Annotated in this window: 21 protein-coding genes; 13 read left to right on the forward strand and 8 right to left on the reverse strand. The window is 66.7% G+C overall.

All coding sequences use genetic code 11. The features are described from left to right. Positions 1–9: 9 nt before the first annotated feature. Positions 10–1578, forward strand: coding sequence for a glutamine-hydrolyzing GMP synthase (gene guaA / locus AC1DVA_RS10670; RefSeq protein WP_265053030.1), 1569 nt, complete (start codon positions 10–12; stop codon positions 1576–1578). 121 nt (positions 1579–1699) lie between these two features. On the opposite strand, the gene AC1DVA_RS10675 is transcribed toward guaA, so the two are convergent. After that, a complete protein-coding gene (locus tag AC1DVA_RS10675; RefSeq protein WP_476805896.1) occupies positions 1700–2617 on the reverse strand; it encodes an alpha/beta fold hydrolase in 918 nt (305 codons plus the stop codon). Positions 2618–2777: 160 nt separating this feature from the next. Beyond that, positions 2778–3671 carry a LysR family transcriptional regulator gene (locus AC1DVA_RS10680; RefSeq protein WP_476805897.1) on the reverse strand — a complete coding sequence of 298 codons (894 nt, stop codon included), beginning with the start codon at positions 3669–3671 and terminating at the stop codon, positions 2778–2780. Between the two features lie 98 nt (positions 3672–3769). Between AC1DVA_RS10680 and AC1DVA_RS10685 the strand changes: the two genes are divergently transcribed. From AC1DVA_RS10685 to AC1DVA_RS10705, 5 genes are all read left to right on the forward strand, one after another. Continuing rightward, complete coding sequence (locus AC1DVA_RS10685; RefSeq protein ID WP_476805898.1) at positions 3770–4426, forward strand: 2'-5' RNA ligase family protein; 657 nt, start codon at positions 3770–3772, stop codon at positions 4424–4426. A gap of 115 nt (positions 4427–4541) precedes the next feature. Continuing rightward, positions 4542–5249 carry a glutathione S-transferase N-terminal domain-containing protein gene (locus tag AC1DVA_RS10690; protein WP_476805899.1) on the forward strand — a complete coding sequence of 236 codons (708 nt, stop codon included), beginning with the start codon at positions 4542–4544 and terminating at the stop codon, positions 5247–5249. 10 nt (positions 5250–5259) lie between these two features. Next, positions 5260–5616, forward strand: a complete 357-nt coding sequence (locus tag AC1DVA_RS10695) for an ArsC family reductase (protein ID WP_476805900.1) — start codon at positions 5260–5262, stop codon at positions 5614–5616. A 184-nt stretch (positions 5617–5800) separates the two neighbouring features. Next, the gene (gene tgt, locus AC1DVA_RS10700; RefSeq protein WP_476805901.1) at positions 5801–6964 is read left to right on the forward strand and encodes a tRNA guanosine(34) transglycosylase Tgt; all 1164 of its coding nucleotides are present in this window, start codon (positions 5801–5803) and stop codon (positions 6962–6964) included. Beyond that, a complete protein-coding gene (locus tag AC1DVA_RS10705; protein WP_476805902.1) occupies positions 6961–7746 on the forward strand; it encodes a hypothetical protein in 786 nt (261 codons plus the stop codon). Before tgt ends, AC1DVA_RS10705 begins: the two co-directional genes overlap by 4 nt. On the opposite strand, the gene AC1DVA_RS10710 is transcribed toward AC1DVA_RS10705, so the two are convergent. Beyond that, complete coding sequence (locus AC1DVA_RS10710; RefSeq protein ID WP_476805903.1) at positions 7678–8646, reverse strand: DMT family transporter; 969 nt, start codon at positions 8644–8646, stop codon at positions 7678–7680. The genes AC1DVA_RS10705 and AC1DVA_RS10710 overlap by 69 nt on opposite strands. A 171-nt stretch (positions 8647–8817) precedes the next feature. On the opposite strand from AC1DVA_RS10710, the gene AC1DVA_RS10715 reads away from it, so the two are divergent. Next, positions 8818–9474 (forward strand): hypothetical protein, encoded by a 657-nt coding sequence (locus tag AC1DVA_RS10715; protein ID WP_476805904.1) that lies wholly within the window; start codon positions 8818–8820, stop codon positions 9472–9474. A gap of 22 nt (positions 9475–9496) precedes the next feature. Here AC1DVA_RS10715 and eno read toward each other — a convergent pair whose 3' ends face one another. After that, positions 9497–10780 (reverse strand): phosphopyruvate hydratase, encoded by a 1284-nt coding sequence (eno, locus tag AC1DVA_RS10720; protein ID WP_476805905.1) that lies wholly within the window; start codon positions 10778–10780, stop codon positions 9497–9499. A gap of 360 nt (positions 10781–11140) precedes the next feature. After that, entirely contained in the window at positions 11141–11347 is a 207-nt protein-coding gene (locus AC1DVA_RS10725; RefSeq protein WP_476805906.1) for a hypothetical protein, read from the reverse strand. A gap of 253 nt (positions 11348–11600) precedes the next feature. Between AC1DVA_RS10725 and queF the strand changes: the two genes are divergently transcribed. Next, positions 11601–12056 carry a preQ(1) synthase gene (gene queF / locus AC1DVA_RS10730; protein ID WP_476805907.1) on the forward strand — a complete coding sequence of 152 codons (456 nt, stop codon included), beginning with the start codon at positions 11601–11603 and terminating at the stop codon, positions 12054–12056. Positions 12057–12064: 8 nt separating this feature from the next. On the opposite strand, the gene AC1DVA_RS10735 is transcribed toward queF, so the two are convergent. Both AC1DVA_RS10735 and kdsA read right to left on the reverse strand, forming a co-directional pair. Continuing rightward, positions 12065–13261 (reverse strand): MFS transporter, encoded by a 1197-nt coding sequence (locus tag AC1DVA_RS10735; RefSeq protein ID WP_476805908.1) that lies wholly within the window; start codon positions 13259–13261, stop codon positions 12065–12067. After that, positions 13254–14123 carry a 3-deoxy-8-phosphooctulonate synthase gene (kdsA, locus tag AC1DVA_RS10740; RefSeq protein ID WP_476805909.1) on the reverse strand — a complete coding sequence of 290 codons (870 nt, stop codon included), beginning with the start codon at positions 14121–14123 and terminating at the stop codon, positions 13254–13256. Before kdsA ends, AC1DVA_RS10735 begins: the two co-directional genes overlap by 8 nt. Before the next feature lie 302 nt (positions 14124–14425). On the opposite strand from kdsA, the gene clpS reads away from it, so the two are divergent. The 5 genes from clpS (at position 14426) to AC1DVA_RS10765 (ending at position 18869) form a co-directional block, all read left to right on the forward strand. After that, entirely contained in the window at positions 14426–14767 is a 342-nt protein-coding gene (clpS, locus tag AC1DVA_RS10745; RefSeq protein WP_265054809.1) for an ATP-dependent Clp protease adapter ClpS, read from the forward strand. Between the two features lie 46 nt (positions 14768–14813). After that, the gene (gene clpA / locus AC1DVA_RS10750; protein ID WP_476805910.1) at positions 14814–17345 is read left to right on the forward strand and encodes an ATP-dependent Clp protease ATP-binding subunit ClpA; all 2532 of its coding nucleotides are present in this window, start codon (positions 14814–14816) and stop codon (positions 17343–17345) included. A gap of 7 nt (positions 17346–17352) precedes the next feature. Beyond that, positions 17353–17637, forward strand: coding sequence for a hypothetical protein (locus AC1DVA_RS10755; RefSeq protein ID WP_476805911.1), 285 nt, complete (start codon positions 17353–17355; stop codon positions 17635–17637). Positions 17638–17784: 147 nt separating this feature from the next. Beyond that, positions 17785–18510, forward strand: coding sequence for an AzlC family ABC transporter permease (locus tag AC1DVA_RS10760; protein WP_476805912.1), 726 nt, complete (start codon positions 17785–17787; stop codon positions 18508–18510). Further along, complete coding sequence (locus tag AC1DVA_RS10765) at positions 18507–18869, forward strand: AzlD domain-containing protein (protein WP_476805913.1); 363 nt, start codon at positions 18507–18509, stop codon at positions 18867–18869. Before AC1DVA_RS10760 ends, AC1DVA_RS10765 begins: the two co-directional genes overlap by 4 nt. On the opposite strand, the gene AC1DVA_RS10770 is transcribed toward AC1DVA_RS10765, so the two are convergent. Next, positions 18866–19756, reverse strand: a complete 891-nt coding sequence (locus tag AC1DVA_RS10770) for a sigma-70 family RNA polymerase sigma factor (protein ID WP_476805914.1) — start codon at positions 19754–19756, stop codon at positions 18866–18868. The genes AC1DVA_RS10765 and AC1DVA_RS10770 overlap by 4 nt on opposite strands. Positions 19757–19776 lie beyond the last annotated feature (20 nt).

Genomic DNA, 19776 nt, shown 5'->3' on the forward strand with positions numbered 1-19776 from the left:
CGGGACGCGATGACGAGCGCTCAGCCCCATCACGACTCCATCCTCATCATCGATTTCGGCTCGCAGGTGACGCAGCTCATCGCGCGGCGCATCCGCGAGATCGGCGTCTACTGCGAGATCGCGCCATTCCAGTCGGCGAGTGAGGCGTTCGAGCGGCTGAAGCCCAAGGGCGTGATCTTCTCCGGGGGCCCGGCCTCGGTGCCGGACGAGGGCAGCCCTCGCGCCCCTGAAGCGGTCTTCAGCGCGAACATCCCGCTGATGGGCATCTGCTACGGCCAGCAGACCATGGCGCATCAGCTCGGCGGCAAGGTCGAGGGCGGGCATGCCGCCGAGTTCGGCCGCGCCGATGTCGAGATCCTCGCCCCTTCGGCACTCTTCGCCGGCGTCTGGGAGAAGGGTGCGCGCTATCCCGTCTGGATGAGCCATGGCGACCGCGTCACGCAGTTGCCGCAGGGCTTCTCGGTCAAGGCGACCTCGGAGAACGCCCCCTTCGCGGTGGCGAGCGACGAAGAGCGGCGCTTCTACACCACGATGTTCCACCCCGAGGTGGTGCATACGCCGGATGGCGGCAAGCTCCTGCGCAACTTCGTCGTCGATATCTGCGGCTGCAAGCCGGACTGGAGCATGTCGGCCTATCGCGCCGAGATGCAGAAGAAGATCAAGGATCAGGTCGGCACCGGCCGCGTCATCTGCGGCCTTTCCGGCGGCGTCGACTCGGCGGTCGCGGCGGTGCTGATCCACGAGGCGATCGGCGACCAGCTCACCTGCGTCTTCGTCGATCACGGCCTGATGCGGATGAACGAGGCCGAAGAGGTCGTCCGTCTGTTCAGGGATCATTACAACATCCCGCTCGTCCATGTTGAGGCGGAAGAGCTTTTCCTCTCCGAGCTGGCGAAATGCGGGGCCGACCCCGAGGCCAAGCGCAAGACCATCGGCCGCCTCTTCATCGAGGTCTTCGATGCCGAGGCCGCCAAGATCGGCGGCGCCGATTTCCTGGCACAGGGCACGCTCTATCCCGACGTGATCGAGAGCGTGTCCTTCTCCGGTGGCCCCTCGGTGACGATCAAGAGCCACCACAATGTCGGCGGCCTGCCCGAGCGCATGAAGATGAAGCTCGTCGAGCCGCTGCGCGAGCTGTTCAAGGACGAGGTCCGCGTGCTCGGCCGCGAGCTCGGCCTGCCCGAGGCCTTCGTCGGCCGCCACCCCTTCCCGGGGCCGGGCCTCGCCATCCGCTGCCCGGGCGAGATCACCAAGGAAAAGCTCGACATCCTGCGCAGGGCGGATGCGATCTATCTCGACGAGATCCGCAAGGCCGGCCTCTATGACGTGATCTGGCAGGCCTTCGCGGTGCTGCTGCCGGTGCGCACGGTCGGCGTGATGGGCGACTACCGCACTTACGATCATGTCTGCGCGCTGCGCGCCGTGACTTCGGTCGACGGCATGACGGCGGATTTCTACCCCTTCGACATGAACTTCCTCGGCCGCGCCGCGACCCGCATCATCAACGAGGTCAAGGGCATCAACCGCGTCGTCTACGACGTGACGAGCAAGCCGCCCGGCACGATCGAGTGGGAATGACCTAGAGGCCCCGCGGCCGGCGCCAAAGATTCGGCCGGCAAGGGCGGGTGCGTCGACCTGCCCTTGTTGTTCGGTTTCGTCTCGATGTCCGGCGGATACCCGCCGGCCGGAAATGTCCGCCTCAGGGCGTCTTGTCGAGGAAGGCGCGGACCATCCTGGTCGTGGCTTCGGGGTTCTCTTCCATGATCCAGTGGCCTGAATCGGGCACGATTCCTTCGGTCACGTCGGTCGCCGCAGCGCGCATCACGGCCGCCATCGTCGGGCCGAACGACTTTTCGCCGCCGATCGCCAGGATCGGCATGGTGAGCTTGCCGCCGGCCGCGAGATAGGCGCGGTTGTCGATCGCGTCCTGATCGAAGGCGGCGAACTGGGCGAAGCCGGAATGCATCGCGCCGGGCAAGGCGTAGAGCTTGGCGTAATGCTCGCGCGAGGCCTCGCTGAAGCGGCTCGGCGTCGCCGAGAACTCGTTCCAGAAGCGGTCGAGATAGATGCGCTCGCGCCCCGCCACCAGTCGCTCCATATCCGGGCCGCCGAAGCGGAAGTGCCATAGCAACGGGTTCTTCAGGATCTCCTCCCAGGGCCCGACGCCGGGAACCGGCGCGTCGATCAGGGCGAAGCGGCGGACGCGCTGCGGATGCTGCGCGGCGAAGGCGAAGCCGACCATGTTGCCGATGTCATGCGTCACAAGATCCGCACGCTCGATCTTGAGCGCGTCGAGGACGCCGGCGACATCGCCGGCCTGCGTCTTCTTGTCGAAGCCGGAAGGTGGCTTGGAGGAGAGCCCCAGCCCGCGCAGATCGGGCACGACGACGGTATGATCGCGGGCGAGGTCGGCCGCCATCGGCGCCCACATGTCTCCTGTCTCGCCATAGCCATGGATCAGAACGACAGCCGGCCCGGAGCCGCCGACCCGGACATGGATCGTTGCACCGTTGGTCTCGATAGCTCGCGACGTGAAGGACGTCGGAAAGGCCGGGACCTGCGCCATCGCGGGCGCGCCGAGGGCGAGGGCTCCAAGAGCCAGAACGAACTTCAACATCGCATGATCCCACCCATCGGGAGGGCGGTCGCTGCGACCGTCGCTTTCAGCCCCGTGGCTCGTTTCAGGTAAAGCTGTCGTAGTGTCCGGATTAGCCTGCTCCGAGTGGTTCTAGTTTCCAGGGAAACCGAACAATCCGGCATGGCGTGACCGGATGGTTTCAAGGGACTCCGTCCTCCCAGGAGGGCCGGTCGCCGAATGCGGCTCGCAGATGAGCGGCTACCGCGCGCAGCTTTGCGGAAGGCAGCCGGCCTTCGGGATGCGCGAGGTAGATGAATTCCGGTGCCGGCAGGACGCCGACATCGACGACAGTGAGCCGGCCCTGCCGAATATCCGGCCCGGTTATGAAGAGCGGCAACAATGCGATGCCGAGGCCGGCGAGCGCGGCGTCGCGCATCATGTCGCCGTTGTTGACCCTGAGCCCGACCCGCGCGCGCACGATCTCGGCCCCTTGCGGCGTGGTGAAGCGCCAATCCGATGCGCCGCGGTTCGTATAGAAGATGCCCTTGTGCGCATCGAGCTCGGTCGTCGTCGCAGGCAGGCCGCAACGCGTCAGATAGCCGGGCGATGCCACCAGCACGCGGCGGCTCGGGGCCAGGCGCCAGATCATCAGGCGGGAATCCTCGAGCACGACACCGTCATGGACGCCGGAAGCGATATCGACGCGACGGTCGTCGATATCGAGCGTCAGTTCGATCCCGGGATTCGCGGCCAGAAACGGGTAGAGCGCGGGGCCCAGATGCATCCGCCCGAAGGTGACCGGCGCCGCGATCCGCATCGGGCCGCTGAGCGTCCCGCGGCGTTCGGCGAGGTCCGTCGCCGCCTCCGACACCTCACGCAGGATGCGCCGGGCGCGTTCGAGGAAGGCTACGCCATCCTCCGTCACCGATATCCTGCGCGTCGTGCGATGCAGCAGCGCGGCTCCGAGGCTGCGTTCCAGTTCCGCCAGCCTTTCGCTGACAACCGATTTCGACAGCCGCAGCCGGCGCGCCGCCTCGCTGATCGAGCCTTCCTCAGCGACCGCCACGAAGCCCGCGATGCCGTCCAGCTTCATTGTTCGAGCTTTCCGGAAAATCGACCTGATGCTCGCAGCATAGCCGAACACGCTGCCCGCGCCATGTCGAAGTGACGATAGCTCGGATCGGCGGCGTCGTGCTTTCGCGCGAAGATTCTGCCCGCAGTCGTATTTACATGTTCATGTTTTGTTCTATGATGCCGCTTCTGCCATCTTTTCTGAAGGAGGCGACCATGGAACGGAGAATCTGGCTTCCAAGGCAGGCGAACTACTTCTTCGCGCTTCTGCCCAATCCCGTCGCGGCGGCTTCGGCCGACCATATGGCCTGCGCGCTGCGCAATTGGTTTAGCCTGTCGGGCCGTCCGCGCGGCACCGGCAAATATCACGTTACGCTTTGGGGCTGGTCCGAGCATCGAGAGCCGGACGCCAAGGACTTTGCCTTGATGAATCGCGTTGCGTTGCGAGTCAGACAGAACGCTTTCAAGCTGCGGCTCGATGAAGTGGCGACCTTCGCGCAAAGCGCCGAAACACCCGCGCTCGTCATCACCGGCGGCGATAGCGTGATCGGAGCCGATAGGCTTCAGGACAAACTGGGGTGGGAGATGCGGGCAGAGGGCTTTCGCGGCCGGCGGTCTTCGGGCCGTCCGCATCTGACGCTGCTTTACGATCGCTTCTGGACCAAGACGTTCCGCGTGCAGCCGCTGAGCTGGCTTGTGACGGACTTTGCCCTGATCCGGAGCGTTCCGCTGCGCCCCTATGAGATTCTGGGCCGTTGGAACCTCGCCGGCGGGTGATCGTGCACTGCCGCAAGCCAGCCTTGCGGGATAGGGCCGGGCCGCCCCGTTGCTTTGGGCGCGCCCGGCTCTATCGTCCTGCGCCGACGCTCATCCGATTCAACCGGAGCACCTTATGGCCGACCTCTCCGCCTTCCCGATCACCAAGCGCTGGCCCGCCAGCCACCCCGAGCGCATCCAGCTCTATTCGCTGCCGACGCCCAATGGCGTGAAGGCCTCGATCGTGCTGGAAGAGCTGGGGCTGCCCTACGAGCCGCACCTCATCGACATCGGCAAGAACGAGACCTGGGGCCCGGAATTCCTCTCGCTCAATCCGAACGGCAAGATCCCTGCGATCATCGATCCCGATGGCCCGAACGGAAAGCCTCTCGGCCTGTGGGAGTCGGGCGCGATTCTGCTCTACCTCGCCGAGAAGACCGGCAAACTCCTGCCCAAGGACCCCGCCGCCCGCTATGAGACCATCCAGTGGGTGTTCTTCCAGATGGCGGCGATCGGGCCGATGTTTGGCCAGCTCGGCTTCTTCCACAAGTTCGCCGGCCGCGAATACGAGGACAAGCGCCCGCGCGACCGCTACGCCAGCGAGAGCAAGCGCCTGCTCGGCGTGCTTGAGGAGAGGCTCGCCAGCCGCCCCTGGATCATGGGCGACGAATACACCATCGCCGATATCGCCATACTCGGCTGGGTGCGCAATCTCGTCGGCTTCTACGGCGCGGGCGAGCTCGTCGACTACGCGACGCTGACGCATGTGCCGATCTGGCTGGAGCGCTGCCTGTCGCGCCCGGCGGTGCAGCGCGGCCTCGACATCCCGAAGCGGCCGGCTTGAGGCGTTCGACGTGGCTATCACCATCTACGGCATCAAGAACTGCGACACGATGAAGAAGGCGCGCAGCTGGCTCGACGGCCATGGCGCGGCCTACGGCTTCCACGATTACAAGGCTGACGGGATCGACAAGGTCTCGCTCGAGCGCTGGGTCAAGGAACATGGCTGGGAGACGGTGCTGAACCGCGCCGGCACGACCTTCCGCGCGCTGCCCGACGATCAGAAGCAAGGGCTCGATGCCGGCAAGGCCATCGCGCTGATGCTCGCCCAGCCCTCGATGATCAAGCGCCCTGTGCTCGACCTCGGCAAGGGCAAGACGATCGTCGGCTTCAAGCCGGAGATCTATGAGGCGGTGGTCTCGAAGGGCTGAGCCTGGATAATCGCCGTCATTCTCGGGCGGCGCGTAGCGTCGACCCGAGAATCTCATGCCGAATGGGGCTCAAGAGCCCCCGCGTCCTGAGATGCTCGGGCAAGCTCGAGCATGACGGCGGGGAAAGGCCATCCGGCGTTCGGGTCTCTTCCCTAAACGCCGGCGCTGCTCTACCTCGCAGGCCATGACCGCTCCGTTCCAGCCCGCGCAGCCCGAAGCCGCTGCGACCACCGATTTCACCTTCCGCGTCGCCGCGCGCGATGGCGCCGCCCGCACCGGCGCGATCACCATGCCGCGCGGCGTCATCCGCACGCCGGCCTTCATGCCGGTCGGCACCGCCGCGACCGTGAAGGGGATGTATCCCGAGCAGGTGAGGGCGCTCGGCGCCGATGTCGTGCTCGGCAACACTTATCACCTGATGCTGCGCCCGGGCGCCGAGCGTGTCGCGCGGCTCGGCGGGCTGCACAGGTTCATGAACTGGCCGCACCCGATCCTGACCGATTCCGGTGGCTTCCAGGTGATGTCGCTGTCGCAACTCCGGAAACTGACCGAGGAGGGCGTCACCTTCCGCTCCCATATCGACGGCTCCAAGCATATGCTCACGCCCGAGCGCTCGGTCGAGATTCAGAACCTGCTCGGCTCCGACATCGTCATGCAGCTCGACGAATGCGTCGCGCTGCCCTGCGAGGAGAAGGTCGCGGAAAAGGCGATGCGGCTCTCGCTGCGCTGGGCCGAGCGCTGCAAGGCGGCTTTCGGCGACCATCCCGGCCGGGCGCTGTTCGGCATCGTGCAGGGCGGGGACGTGCCGCATCTGCGCGTCGAGAGCGCGCGCGAGCTCACCGCCATGGACCTCAAGGGCTATGCCATCGGCGGGCTCGCTGTCGGCGAACCGCAGGACGTCATGCTGGCGATGATCGAGACGGTCGAGCCGCATCTGCCGCAGGAAAAGCCGCGCTACCTCATGGGCGTAGGCACGCCAGACGACATCGTCCAGTCCGTCGCGCGCGGCATCGACATGTTCGACTGCGTGATGCCGACGCGCGCCGGCCGCCACGGCCAGATATTCACCCGCTTCGGCCGGATGAACCTCAAGAACGCCAAGCACGCCGAGGACCCGCGCCCGATCGACGAGCAGTCCTCCTGCCCGGCGGCCAACAACTGGTCGCGCGCCTATCTGCACCACCTCGTCAAGGCCGAGGAGATGCTCGGCAAGATGCTGCTGACCTGGGTGAACCTCGCCTACTACCAGGATTTGATGGCAGGCCTGCGCGCCGCCATCGCAGCCGGTCGCCTCGCAGATTTCATCGCCGAGACCAGGGAAGGCTGGGCGCGGGGCGAGACCGCTTGATAGCAGGGCTCGCTCTGCTGCCGATCAAGATGGCCATCGCCGCCGCGGTGGTGGTGAGCTGTTCGCTGCTGGCCGAGCGCGCCGGACCGCTCGTCGCGGCGATGATCGCGACATTGCCGATCTCGCTCGGGCCCGTCCTCGTCTTCCTGGCGCTGGACCATGACGCCGCGTTCATCGCGGCCAGCGCATTGGGCACGATGAACGCCAACGTCACCCATGCGAGTTTCGTGCTGAGCTATGTGGTTTTGGCACAGCGCCTGACGACGCTGCCTTCGCTCGCGATATCCCTGGCCGTCTGGGTTGCGGTGCTCCTGGCCGTGCGCTCGCTGAACCTGCAGGCGCTGCCGCTCGCCGTCCTAACGGTCTTTGCGTTCATTATCGTGCACCGGCTCGTGCGGCCCTATCTCGCCGTCCGTGCGGCCGGCCCGGTCACGCTATCGCGTTACGCCATCCCGCTGCGTGCCGCTTGCGTGGCCGCGCTCGTCGGCATCGTCACCGTCGCCAGCGAACGGGTCGGTGCGGCCTGGGCCGGTGTCCTCGCCGGGCTGCCCATCGTCCTGTCCAGCCTGATCGTCATTCTCCAGCCGCGGGTCGGCGGACCGGCCGCAGCTGCGGTGATCGGCAGCGGAGCGCTCGGCCTGCTCGGCGTCGGGCTCGGGCTCGCCGTGGTGCACCTGATGGCGGTGCCGTTCGGGTCCTGGGCGGCCTTGGCGTCAGGCCTGGCCGTCTCGGTCGGCTGGAACGTGCTCGTGACCGGCCTTTCGCGGCGGCTTGCGCCATGAGGCGACGAACAGCCCGCTGATGATGAGCACGATCCCGATGAGCTGGAGCGAGGACGGAATCTCGCCGAGCACCGGGATCGCCAGCAGCGTGCCGGTAACGGGGATCAGCGGCGGGAAGCGTCCGACGACCGCCGGCCCCAGCACATGCGCCGCCCAACCCCAGATCCACAGGCCGATGATGACGTTGATCACGCCCTGATAGAGCGCGTGCAGCGAGAGCACCCACCATGGCGCGATGTCGAAGCCGCGGAAGAAGAACAGGGCGTAGACCGGCAGCCAGGCGAGGGACAGCACCGAGACGACCGCCGCTGCGCGCAGGCCGTCGACCTTCCAGAGCTGGATCATCAGCGGATAGAAGCCCCAGAGCAGGCCGACGCCGAGGAACATCAAATCGCCGCGCAGCGTGCCGGCGCTCGCCCCCGTCGTGCCCGCAATGGCGAGGCAGGCGAGGCCGGCAAGCACGCCGCAGATGCCGATGATGAGATTGCGCGTCAGCACCGCGCCGAACAGCACCACCGAACCGACGATGCCGATCAGCGTCACCGTGCCCGGCCCGATCGTGGCGCCATGGGCCGCGGGCGCCAAAGTGAGCCCCATCAGCATCAGGAACGTCATCGGGAAGCCGCTCGACAGCGCCAGCAACAGCCCGCGTCCCCAGCCGACGCCGCCACAGCTCGCAAGCCCCGGCCGCAGGAACAGCGGCAGGAGCAGGAGCCCGGCCGTCGCGAAGCGCAGCGCCAGCAGGTCATAGGGTGTGATGCCGTGCAGCACGGCGTGGCGGCTGATGACGAAATTCGAGCCGAAGATCACCACGCTGAGCAGCATGCCCGCCACGGCGAGCCGGCGTCGCCGGCGCTCCCTGTCGTGTGGCGCCGGAAGGCTCGCGATGCGTTGATCCATGACGTCGCATAGCGTGGATCGCTGCAGTGCCGTTACGGGCTGATGCGCATGGCAGCCGCGCAAGCGGCGGTAGACCGTAATTGCGCCGCGTTTCGGCCCCGCTGGCGCCCAGAGCGGGCGGCTTGCTTGCGTTGCAATACCAAATGGGCGCAGCCACCGGAGAGACAGCCGATGCCCGGCCACCCTTATTCCCCCAGGCCCGCCGCGATGGCGAGCCGCCTCGGCAACCATCTCCTGCTGTCGTTGGGAATCGCGACCGCGACCGCGATGCTCGCRGCGCTTCCGGGCCTTCTGTCCGGCGCTGCGACAAGGCACGAGGCTGTCGGTGCGCGCATCGAGCAGGCGATGATTCCGAAACTGGCGCTGCTGCGGGACGGCAAGATCACGGACCGGCTGGATGCGGTGGACATCGCGGGTGGCGAGGATTCTGCGGCGAACCTGCAGATCACGCCGGCAGCCCTCGCGATGCCGATGTCGCTGACTTGGCCGGAGCGCGGCGAGTGGGCGCCGCCGCAATTCGCTGTGCTCGCCAAGCCGCGTTCGGACGCGGGCGAGCGGACCAGACCGGCATCTCCGGCGCGCCGGAGCGCGCCGCCGTCGGACCGCTACACGGCGATGGCCGGGCCGCTGGTGATCCTGCCTCCCGCTGCGGCATCGGTCATCGAAACGGTGCAGGCCATGGAATCGTCGCGCGACGATTCCTGGAGCCGGTACGTGGTCGCGCCGGCGACCAAGGTCGTCGGCGCGGTTTCCGGGGCGGCCGGCAGCGTGCAGGCGGCCGGTTCCTGGGGCTTGTCCCAGACGACGAGCTTGCTGCCGCGCTGGTGAGGCGCGGCAGGAGAAGCGTCGGTCAGGCCAGCGCCTTCAGCGCAGCGCGGCCGGCATAGATCGCCTGCGCGCCCAGTTCTTCCTCGATGCGCAGCAGCTGGTTGTACTTCGCGGTCCGGTCGGAACGGGCCAGCGAGCCCGTCTTGATCTGCCCGCAATTGGTCGCGACCGCGAGATCGGCGATGGTCGAATCCTCGGTCTCGCCCGAGCGGTGCGACATCACGGCGGTGTAGCCGGCACGCTGCGCCATCTCGACGGCGGCGAGCGTCTCGGTGAGCGAGCCGATCTGGTTGACCTTGACCAGGATCGAGTTGGCGGTCTTGCCCTTGATGCCACGCGACAGGCGCTCGACATTGGTGACGAAGAGATCGTCGCCGACGAGCTGGCACTTCGAGCCGACGAGGTCGGTCAGCGCCTTCCAGCCTTCCCAGTCATCCTCGGACATGCCGTCCTCGATCGAGACGATCGGATAGTTGCCGACGAGCTTGGCGAGGTACTTGGCCTGCGCCTTCGGGTCGCGCGTCTTGCGCTCGCCTTCGTAGACGTAAGCGCCGTCTTTGAAGAACTCGGTCGCGGCGCAGTCGAGCGCGAGCGCGACGTCCTCGCCCGGCTTGTAGCCGGCGGTCTCGATCGCCTGCATCACGAAGTCGAGCGCGGCCTCAGCCGACTTGATGTTCGGAGCGAAGCCGCCCTCGTCGCCGACATTGGTGTTGTGGCCGGCGTCGTGCAGCTTCTTCTTCAGGGTGTGGAATATCTCCGCGCCCATGCGCAGGCCTTCGGCGAAGGAGGTCGCGCCGATCGGCATGACCATGAATTCCTGGAAGTCGATCGGGTTGTCGGCATGGGCGCCGCCATTGACGATGTTCATCATCGGCACGGGCAGGACGCGGGCCGAGGTGCCGCCGACATAGCGGTAAAGCGGCAGGCCGGCGGCCTCCGCAGCTGCCTTGGCCACGGCGAGCGACACGCCGAGGATGGCGTTGGCACCGAGCTTGGACTTGTTCGGGGTGCCGTCGAGCTCGATCATGGTCTGGTCGATCGCGGTCTGGTCCTCGGCGTCCATCGCGACGATCGCCTCGGCGATGTCGACGTTGACCGCTTCGACGGCTTTGAGCACGCCCTTGCCGAGATAGCGGCTCTTGTCGCCGTCGCGCAGCTCGACGGCCTCATGCGCGCCGGTCGAGGCGCCGGAGGGAACTGCCGCGCGGCCCATCGAGCCGTCCTCGAGCACGACATCGACCTCGACAGTCGGATTGCCGCGGGAATCCAGGATCTGGCGTCCGATGATGTCGATGATCGCGGTCATGGCAGGCTCCGGAGGGGAGGTGGGTGAGACGACTGACGCGCTTCTAGCCAACAGCCTGTCGTTGCGAAAGCCCCGATCCGCATCCGGGGAGCATGAAGCGGTCGGTGTTTGGGAGGGAGGGCCGTGGGTGCCCACGCGCGTTCGATGCTGGCTGGCCCAGCTGGTCCACGGATTGCGGACAGGCAGGGTGAACGCCGCGCCGCATTCCTTCGAGAAACGAAAATGTTCCAGAATCTGTCCAGTCGCCGCCGACCGTCGCTGCTCGCTGTTCTGTTCTGGTGCAGCCTGACCTTTCTCTGGTGGACAGGGCTGTGCCTGTTCGTCGGTCGACCGATCTGGTTCTGGTAATCGGCCGGGGGCCTATTCCTCGTCTCCAGGCATGCCCAGGTAGCTGCCGAGCATGAAGCCGCTCTGCAGGGCGAACAGATAGCCGATCCACAAGAGGATGCTGAAAAGGCCGAGTTCCCCGCGGATCAGCCAAACCGGAAAGATGACGAAGGTCACAAGCGTGCTCGCGCCGACGATCGCCGGATATCCGTATGAAAGACCGATCAACAGTCCGATCAAGAACAATATGCCTGCAATTATCATAGAATTGTAGTGATCGGCCGCCCAATAACAACGTTGAGCTATAATGTGATCTACGTCGAAGCAAGGAAGGGTGTGGACATTCGATAAATATTGATCGAATTGACGCCGGCCTATGCTTTGAAATCCCGTGAGCGCGATCTTCGCCGGCAATGCCCTTTCGGCCGCCGATGGCTTCCCCCTTCCGCGAAAGATGCGCTACAGGCTCCGGCAAACTTCAGGAGCATGTCCCATGGCCATCGACGCCTCGACCTTGCAGCTCGGCCAGAGCAGCAGCTTGCCCGCCTCGCCCGAGGAGGCGCGGCTCGACCGCGTGCCCAATCCCCATGCCGGCACGCGCTATCTCACGCGCTTCACCTGTCCCGAATTCACGTCGATCTGCCCGGTCACGGGGCAGCCCGATTTCGGCATCCTCGTCATCGACTATCTGCCGGGCCAGTGGCTGGTCGAGTCGAAGTCGCTGAAGCTCTATCTTGGCGCCTTCCGCAACCACGGCGCCTTCCACGAGGACTGCACCGTCTCGATAGGCAAGACGCTGGTCGATCTGCTCGAGCCGGAATGGTTCCGCATCGGCGGCTACTGGTATCCGCGCGGCGGCATCCCGATCGACGTGTTCTGGCAGATCGGTGAGCCGCCGAAGGGCCTCTGGCTGCCGGACCAGGGCGTCGCGCCCTATCGCGGGCGCTGACCAACCTTCTAGGTACGCGAGCCGAGCGGCGGGAGAAGGCGGGGCGTCACGAAGCCGAGCACGCCGATCCCGATGCCGAAGACGATGAGTGCCTGCTGGGTCCCGATGAGATTCAGCAGCGCACCCATGACCAATGGGCCGGTTGCGTGTCCCATGAAGAAGAAGCACGCGAACAGGGCCATGGCCGAGCCGCGGGCCGTCGGCGCGAGTTCGGTCGCCTGCGCCTGGAACGTGCCGTGAATCAGGAAGAAGCCGAAGCCCATCAGGAGGAAGACGCCGATGGCGGTCCACCAGGGGGCGGGCAGGGTGAAGGCGAAATAGGCCAGCGCGACGGCAAGGCCGCCATACCGCATCATCTGCCGCGGCCCGACCCGCTCGACCAGGATGCGGGTCAGCACGCCATAGACGAGGCCGCCGAGCCCCATCGCACCGATCGCGATGCCGGCCTGCGAGGGGCTGGCATCTGAGCGCTCGTGCAGGATGGCGGCGATGAACGGCGACAGCCCGAAGACGAGCGAGCCTTCCAGCAGGACGAACAGGTAGAGCAGCTTGCTGCGCGGATTGGCGAAGACCGCCTTGTAGCTCATCACCGCGCCGGCGAGGCTGAGCGGCGGGCGGGCCGCATCGGGCCGCGGCCTCAGTACCAGCCGGACCACCAGCGCGCCGCCGCCGGCGAGCACACCGGCAACCAGCAGCACGGCCCGCCAGCCGACATGATCGGCGACGAGGCCGGAGAAGGTCGCGCCCGCCATCTGTCCGATGATCATGATGACGAGGAAACGGCCGAGCATGATCTGCCGCTCGGCCATCGGCGCGCGGTCTCCGATCGCCGCCATCGCCGCGGGGATGACGCCGCCCGCCATCACGCCGCCGGCAGCGCGCAGGATGAGCAGGACCCAGAAGCTCGTGGCGAAAGCCGCTAGCACCGACAGCACGCAGAGTAAGGCGAGGCAGGTCGAGATGCTGCGCAGCTTTCCGACCGAGTCGGCGATCGGCCCGAGAAAGGGTTGGCCGAGCGCGTAGCATCCGGAGAAGGCCGTCGCCAGGAATGCGATCTGGTGCACGCTCTGGCCGAACTCGAAGGCGAGCGTCGGCACCAGCGGGTCGATCAGCCGCATCGTGAACGTCGATGCGAATCCACACAGCCCGAGGACCGGGATCAGGGCACCGAGATCGGACCTGGACGCCGGCGCGGGCTCAGACATAGGCGACGGCTGGGGCCGGGCGGTTCTTGGCGAGGCGGTCGAACCCTTGCAACTCGGCGATCAGGCCCTGAAACTCGGAGAGCGGCACCATGTTCGGGCCATCCGAAGGCGCTCGATCCGGGTCGGGATGCGTTTCGATGAAGAGGCCGGCGACGCCGACGGCGACCGCCGCGCGCGACAGCACGGGCACGAACTCGCGCTGTCCGCCCGTCGAGGCTCCCTTGCCGCCGGGCTGCTGCACGGAGTGCGTGGCGTCGAAGATCACCGGTGCGCCGATCTCCGCCATGATCGGCAAGGCGCGCATGTCGGTGACCAGCGTGTTGTAGCCGAAGGAGGCACCGCGCTCGGTCAGCATGACATTGGAGTTGCCGCTTTCGGTCACCTTCGCCGCGACGTTGACCATGTCCCAGGGTGCCAGGAACTGGCCCTTCTTGACGTTGACGACGCGGCCGGTCTGCGCCGCCGCCACGAGCAGGTCGGTCTGGCGGCAGAGAAAGGCCGGAATCTGCAGGATGTCGACGACCTCCGCCACCGGAGCGCATTGGGCGGCGTCATGCACGTCGGTCACGACGGGGAGCCCCGTGCGCGCGCGGATTTCGGCGAAGACGGGCAGCGCGGCCTTCATCCCCATGCCGCGGGCGCCCCTGACGCTGGTGCGGTTCGCCTTGTCGAAGGAGGCCTTGAAGACGAGCCCGATGTTGAGAGCGGCCGCGATGTCCTTCAGCGCCAGGGCGCATTCGAGCGCATGGTCGCGGCTTTCCATCTGGCAGGGACCGGCGATCAGGGCGAGCGGCAGGGCATTGCCGAAGCGCACGGGCCGGGCGAGATCCTCGCCGATGGTGACGACGGCGTTGGGGGTCATGGCGATTTCCTTCATCCAGCGGCCCGAGGGGCTTATGTCCGGCGGGTATGATGGGTCAAGCGGCGGGGCGCTTGGCTGCCATGTCGCGAAGAGTTGGGTGCAGGAGGCGGGAACGGGCTGGCGAAGCGGCGGAGAGGTCTGTAAATTCGCAAGCGAAGCACTATCTCGGGTGGGAACGCAGGATCGATTTGGACCGGGTTTCGGCAGGCATGGCGCGGACGGGAACGATGCAGGCAGGCAAGGACACAGCAATGCGAGCCGATCCGACATCGCCCGTGCGGGCGGGTTCGGGCGGGCTTGTCATGGCTGATCGTCCCAAGCGCGCCGGACCGCCTGTCGATGGTGGACGCGACGGCACAGGCACCGCGGTGCTGACCCGCACCCGCACACGCAAGCCGAACCTCTATCGTGTCCTGCTGTTGAATGACGACTACACCCCCATGGAGTTCGTCGTTCACGTTCTGGAGCGGTTCTTCAACAAGGACCGCGCCGAAGCGACGCATATCATGATGCATGTGCATCAGAACGGCGTCGGCGAATGCGGCGTCTTCACCTACGAGGTCGCCGAGACCAAGGTTACGCTCGTCATGGATCTTGCACGCAAGCACATGCATCCGCTGCAATGCGTGATGGAGAAAAAGTAGCCTTGGGTCCGATCGCACACTCCGCAAACAGATAGGAGCGCTCCCCTTGCCGAGTTTCTCGCGCAGTCTCGAACAGGCGCTTCACCGGGCTCTGGCCCTGGCCAATGAGCGCCGTCACGAATACGCCACCCTCGAACATCTCCTGCTCGCCCTGGTCGACGACCAGGACGCGGCCGCGGTCATGCGCGCCTGCAGCGTCGATCTCGACCTGCTGCGCCGCAACCTCGTCGACTACATCGACTCGGAGCTGACGAATCTCGTCACCGACGGCCGCGATGATTCCAAGCCCACCGCCGGCTTCCAGCGCGTGATCCAGCGCGCGGTGATCCACGTCCAGTCCTCCGGCCGCGAAGAGGTGACCGGCGCCAACGTGCTCGTCGCGATGTTCGCCGAGCGCGAAAGCCACGCCGCCTATTTCCTGCAGGAGCAGGACATGACCCGTTACGACGCGGTCAACTACATCAGCCACGGCATCGCCAAGCGCCCGGGCGCCAGCGAGAGCCGCCCGGTGCGCGGCTCCGAGGAGGAGGGCGAGCCGCAGCGCGAGCAGCGCTCCGAGCAGGGCAGCAGCAACGAGGACAAGGACAAGAAGAAAAAGGAAAGCGCGCTCGACGCTTACTGCGTCAACCTGAACCGGAAGGCGAGGGACGGGCGCATCGATCCGCTGATCGGCCGCGAGGCCGAGGTGCAGCGCACGATCCAGATCCTCTGCCGCCGCCAGAAGAACAACCCGCTGCTGGTGGGCGACCCCGGCGTCGGCAAGACCGCGATCGCCGAAGGCCTCGCGCTCAAGATCACCCGCGGCGAGGTGCCGGAGGTCCTGAAGGACGCGACCGTCTTCTCGCTCGACATGGGCACGCTGCTCGCCGGCACCCGTTATCGCGGCGATTTCGAGGAGCGCCTCAAGCAGGTGATGAAGGAGATCGAGCAGCACCCCAAGGCGATCATGTTCATCGACGAGATCCATACGGTGATCGGCGCCGGTGCGACCTCGGGCGGTGCGATGGATGCCTCGAACCTGCTGAAGCCGGCGCTCGCCTCTGGCACGCTGCGCTGCATCGGCTCGACCACCTACAAGGAATACCGCCAGTATTTCGAGAAGGACCGGGCGCTGGTGCGCCGCTTCCAGAAGATCGACGTCAACGAGCCGTCGGTGCCGGACACGATCGAGATCCTCAAGGGCCTCAAGCCCTATTTCGAGGAGTTCCACAAGCTGCGCTACACCAACGACGCCATCAAGGCGGCGGTGGAGCTGTCGGCGCGCTACATCCACGACCGCAAGCTGCCTGACAAGGCGATCGACGTCATCGACGAGACCGGCGCCTCGCAGATGCTGCTGCCGGAGCACAAGCGCAAGAAGATCATCGGCGTGAAGGAGGTCGAGATCGCTGTCTCGACCATGGCCCGCATCCCGGCCAAGACCGTCTCCAAGGACGATGCCGAGGTGCTGCGCAATCTCGAACAGACGCTGAAGCGCACCGTCTATGGCCAGGAGAAGGCGATCGAGGCGCTGTCCTCCTCGATCAAGCTCGCCCGCGCCGGCTTGCGCGACGGCGAGAAGCCGATTGGCTGCTATCTCTTCGCCGGCCCGACCGGCGTCGGCAAGACCGAGGTGGCGCGCCAGCTCGCTTCCTCGCTCGGCGTCGAGCTGATCCGCTTCGACATGTCCGAGTACATGGAACGCCACACCGTCTCACGGCTGATCGGCGCGCCTCCGGGCTATGTCGGCTTCGACCAGGGTGGCCTGCTGACCGACCAGATCGACCAGCATCCGCATTCCGTGCTGTTGCTCGACGAGATCGAGAAGGCCCACCCGGACCTGTTCAACATCCTCCTGCAGGTGATGGACCACGGCAAGCTGACCGACAACAACGGCAAGCAGGTCGATTTCCGCAACGTCATCCTGATCATGACGACCAATGCCGGAGCCGCCGACATGGCCCGCAACGCCTATGGCTTCACTCGGAGCAAGCGCGAGGGCGACGATACCGAGGCGATCAACAAGCTGTTCGCGCCGGAATTCCGCAACCGGCTCGACTCCGTCATCTCCTTCGGCCACCTGCCGAAGACGGTGGTCGCCCGCGTCGTCGACAAGTTCGTGCTCCAGCTCGAAGCCCAGCTCGCCGACCGCAACGTCACCATCGAGCTCTCGGACGAGGCCCGCGAATGGCTGGTCGAGAACGGCTATGACGAGGCGATGGGCGCCCGGCCGATGGCCCGGCTGATCCAGCAGACCATCAAGACGCCGCTTGCCGACGAGGTGCTGTTCGGGCGCCTCAAGAATGGCGGTGCCGTCAAGGTCGTGGTCGTCCAGTCCGAGACCGGCATCAAGGTCCTCGGCCTCGAATTCCCGGACGGGCCGGCGAAGCCCAAGCCCGAGAAGGATGTCGAAGCCGCGACCGCCAAGAGGTCGCCGAAGCCGCGCGCCAAGGCGGCGGCTGGCGGCAAGGCGGCGAAAACCACGCCGCGGCGAAGCCCGAAGGGCGGAGCCGGGCCGGATGACGGGCCTGGTACACCGCCCAAGGCGTCCGGCCGTGCGGTCCGTACCGTGCCGAAGGTTCCGCTGACAAAGGCCTGAGAACGTGTTGTTCAAACGCAAATCCGCGACCCTCGCCGCCGAAGCCGGCGAGGGCATGCCAGCCGCCCAGGCACCGGCCCGCCCGGCAAGAGAGAAGCTGGGCTGGTTCGAGAAGCGCGACCGCCGCCGGCGCCGCCGCAAGATCTTCGAGGAAGTGCTCGGCTGGATTCTCGTGCCGGCCCTCGTCTATCTGATCTATCTCGGCATCAAGGCGGTCGGCGGCATTCCCAAAGAGTTGATCGACTTCGCCAATGAGCTGATCGCCGTGGCGATGAAGGGCGGCAAGAGCTGACCGGCGCGCTCGGCCCTGCGGTCAATGCAGGGCCGTCACTCCCTGCGAAGCCTTGGCGCGGCTTCACGGCATAAGCCATAGGGACAACAGGCCCGGCTCCCGCGCGGGCGGTTTCGTTTTCCCGAGGCTGCTCGCAGCAATGATCCGATGAGCGTATCCGCAGACTGGAGCTGGCAGCGCGTGGCGCTGGCCGGCATGCGCGATGCGCTGCTGCTCCCGGCCTGGATCGTCGGCTTCGGGCTGATCGGCATCGGATCCCTGGCACGAGATGTCGGCTATCCCGTCGATGTCGCCGTGCTGTCGACCATCCTGGTCTGGGCCGGCCCATCGCAGGTGCTGTTCTTCGCCTCGATCGCCGCCGGCGCCGCCTGGAGCGCCATCGCGATCGCCATCGCCTTCGCCTCGCTGCGCTTCCTGCCGATGACGATGGCGATCCTGCCGCTCCTGCGCCGGCCTGGCCAGAGCGTCTGGCAGCAGCTTTTCCTCGCGCACTATGTCGCCGTAACGGCTTGGACCGAGGGGCTGCGCCGGCTGCCGGGCATCCCCGTGAACCAGCGCGTGGCCTATTTCCTCGGCTTCGCCAACACCTGCATGGCGGTGAGTGCGATCGGAACCTTCGCCGGGTATTACCTGCTCGACGCGCTGCCGATTCCGTTTGCGGCCGGGCTGCTCTGCCTGACGCCGATCTTCTTCCTGGTCTCGCTGACGGCGGGGCTGCGTCATCGCGGCGATGTCACCGCATTGGTCCTGGGGCTGGCGCTAGCGCCGATCTGCGAGCGCTTCATCGGCGGCGGCTTCGATCTCATCGTCGCCGGCTTGACCGCCGGCAGCATCGCCTTCCTGGTCGGCCGCCGGCGCAGAGCGGCCGCATGACCCAGCCGATCGCCCTGCTCGACGGGCCGCTGTGGCCTTATCTCGCGCTCATGCTCTTCGCCGTGCTGCCGACCGAGATCTGGCGCTGGCTCGCCGTCGGCTTCGCGCGCGGGCTCGACGCGGATTCCCCGCTGCTCGAATGGGTGAGGGCGGTCGCCACGGCGCTGCTCGCCGGCATCGTCGCCAAGCTGATGGTCTCGCCGCCGGGGGCATTGGCGCACGCACCGCTGTTCATCCGCGTCGCCGCGCTCGCCACCTCCGCCGCCGTGATGGCCATCAGCCGCCGCCGGATGATGCTGGCCGTGCTTTCGGGCGAGGTGGTGCTGATCGGGGGCGTCTGGCTGTTCGGGGCGGTCTAGCTGTTGGTCGCGTTGAGGCGCTTCCGTGCGGGGCCGAGCTTGTCCGGGTTGCGGATGACGTAGATCGCCTGGATCTGCCCGTCGCGGATGTCGAGAACCACGGCCTGCTCCGTGTCCGTTTCGGCGCTGATATAGCCGGGCATGCCGTTGATCAGCACCGGCTCGTAGCGGGTCACGAAGCCCTGCTGTTCCGGCTTGCGAGCGAGACCGGCGAAGAAACGGCCGATCTTCTCGCTCCCGAAGATCGGGTTGAGCACCGAGTTCGCCTTGCCGCCGCCGTCGCCATGGAGCACCGCGTCCTGCGCGAGCAGGCCCTTCAGCGCGGTCGGATCGGTGCTGTGGGCGGCTTCGAAGAAGGCCGTGGCATAGCGCTTCGCCTCCTCGGGTGAGAGCGGATGGCGCGGCCCGTCCTGCCGCGCATGCCGGCGCGCCCGCGAGACGAGCTGCCGGCAGGCCGCCTCGCTGCGCCCGAGCGTGTCAGCGATCTCGGAGAAGGGCAGGTCGAAGACATCATGCAGCAGGAAGGCGGCGCGTTCGAGCGGCGAGAGGCGCTCCAGAGCGAGCTGGAGCACATAGGGAACGTCGAGCCCCTCATCGCTATGGGAGGCGCCGCCGATCTCCTCGATCAGCGGCTCGGGCAGCCATGCACCCACATAGTTCTCGCGCCGCCGCCTCGCCGATTTCATCAGGTCGAGGCAAAGCCGCGTCACCACGCGCCCCAGCCAGGCGCGCGGGTTCGACAACGCTTCCGGGGCGGAATCGTGCCAGCGCAGCCAGGCGTCCTGCACCACATCCTCGGCGTCGCTGAGCGAGCCGAGCATGCGGTAGGCGAGGCGGGTCAGATAGGACCGATGCGCCTCGAAGAGGCTGGCGGGTGCTGTTGTCATGCTCCGGTGGCGTCGGACGG

The sequence above is a fragment of the Allobosea sp. P4_C6 genome (assembly GCF_056402015.1).

Bases quoted from the DNA above. Each gene is read 5' to 3' on its own strand.
- guaA (WP_265053030.1), top strand. From the start codon at position 10: ATGACGAGCGCTCAGCCCCATCACGACTCCATCCTCATCATCGATTTC.
- AC1DVA_RS10675 (WP_476805896.1), bottom strand. From the start codon at position 2,617: ATGTTGAAGTTCGTTCTGGCTCTTGGAGCCCTCGCCCTCGGCGCGCCC.
- AC1DVA_RS10680 (WP_476805897.1), bottom strand. From the start codon at position 3,671: ATGAAGCTGGACGGCATCGCGGGCTTCGTGGCGGTCGCTGAGGAAGGC.
- AC1DVA_RS10690 (WP_476805899.1), top strand. From the start codon at position 4,542: ATGGCCGACCTCTCCGCCTTCCCGATCACCAAGCGCTGGCCCGCCAGC.
- tgt (WP_476805901.1), top strand. From the start codon at position 5,801: ATGACCGCTCCGTTCCAGCCCGCGCAGCCCGAAGCCGCTGCGACCACC.
- AC1DVA_RS10710 (WP_476805903.1), bottom strand. From the start codon at position 8,646: ATGGATCAACGCATCGCGAGCCTTCCGGCGCCACACGACAGGGAGCGC.
- eno (WP_476805905.1), bottom strand. From the start codon at position 10,780: ATGACCGCGATCATCGACATCATCGGACGCCAGATCCTGGATTCCCGC.
- queF (WP_476805907.1), top strand. From the start codon at position 11,601: ATGGCCATCGACGCCTCGACCTTGCAGCTCGGCCAGAGCAGCAGCTTG.
- AC1DVA_RS10735 (WP_476805908.1), bottom strand. From the start codon at position 13,261: ATGTCTGAGCCCGCGCCGGCGTCCAGGTCCGATCTCGGTGCCCTGATC.
- kdsA (WP_476805909.1), bottom strand. From the start codon at position 14,123: ATGACCCCCAACGCCGTCGTCACCATCGGCGAGGATCTCGCCCGGCCC.
- clpS (WP_265054809.1), top strand. From the start codon at position 14,426: ATGGCTGATCGTCCCAAGCGCGCCGGACCGCCTGTCGATGGTGGACGC.
- AC1DVA_RS10760 (WP_476805912.1), top strand. From the start codon at position 17,785: ATGAGCGTATCCGCAGACTGGAGCTGGCAGCGCGTGGCGCTGGCCGGC.
- AC1DVA_RS10765 (WP_476805913.1), top strand. From the start codon at position 18,507: ATGACCCAGCCGATCGCCCTGCTCGACGGGCCGCTGTGGCCTTATCTC.
- AC1DVA_RS10770 (WP_476805914.1), bottom strand. From the start codon at position 19,756: ATGACAACAGCACCCGCCAGCCTCTTCGAGGCGCATCGGTCCTATCTG.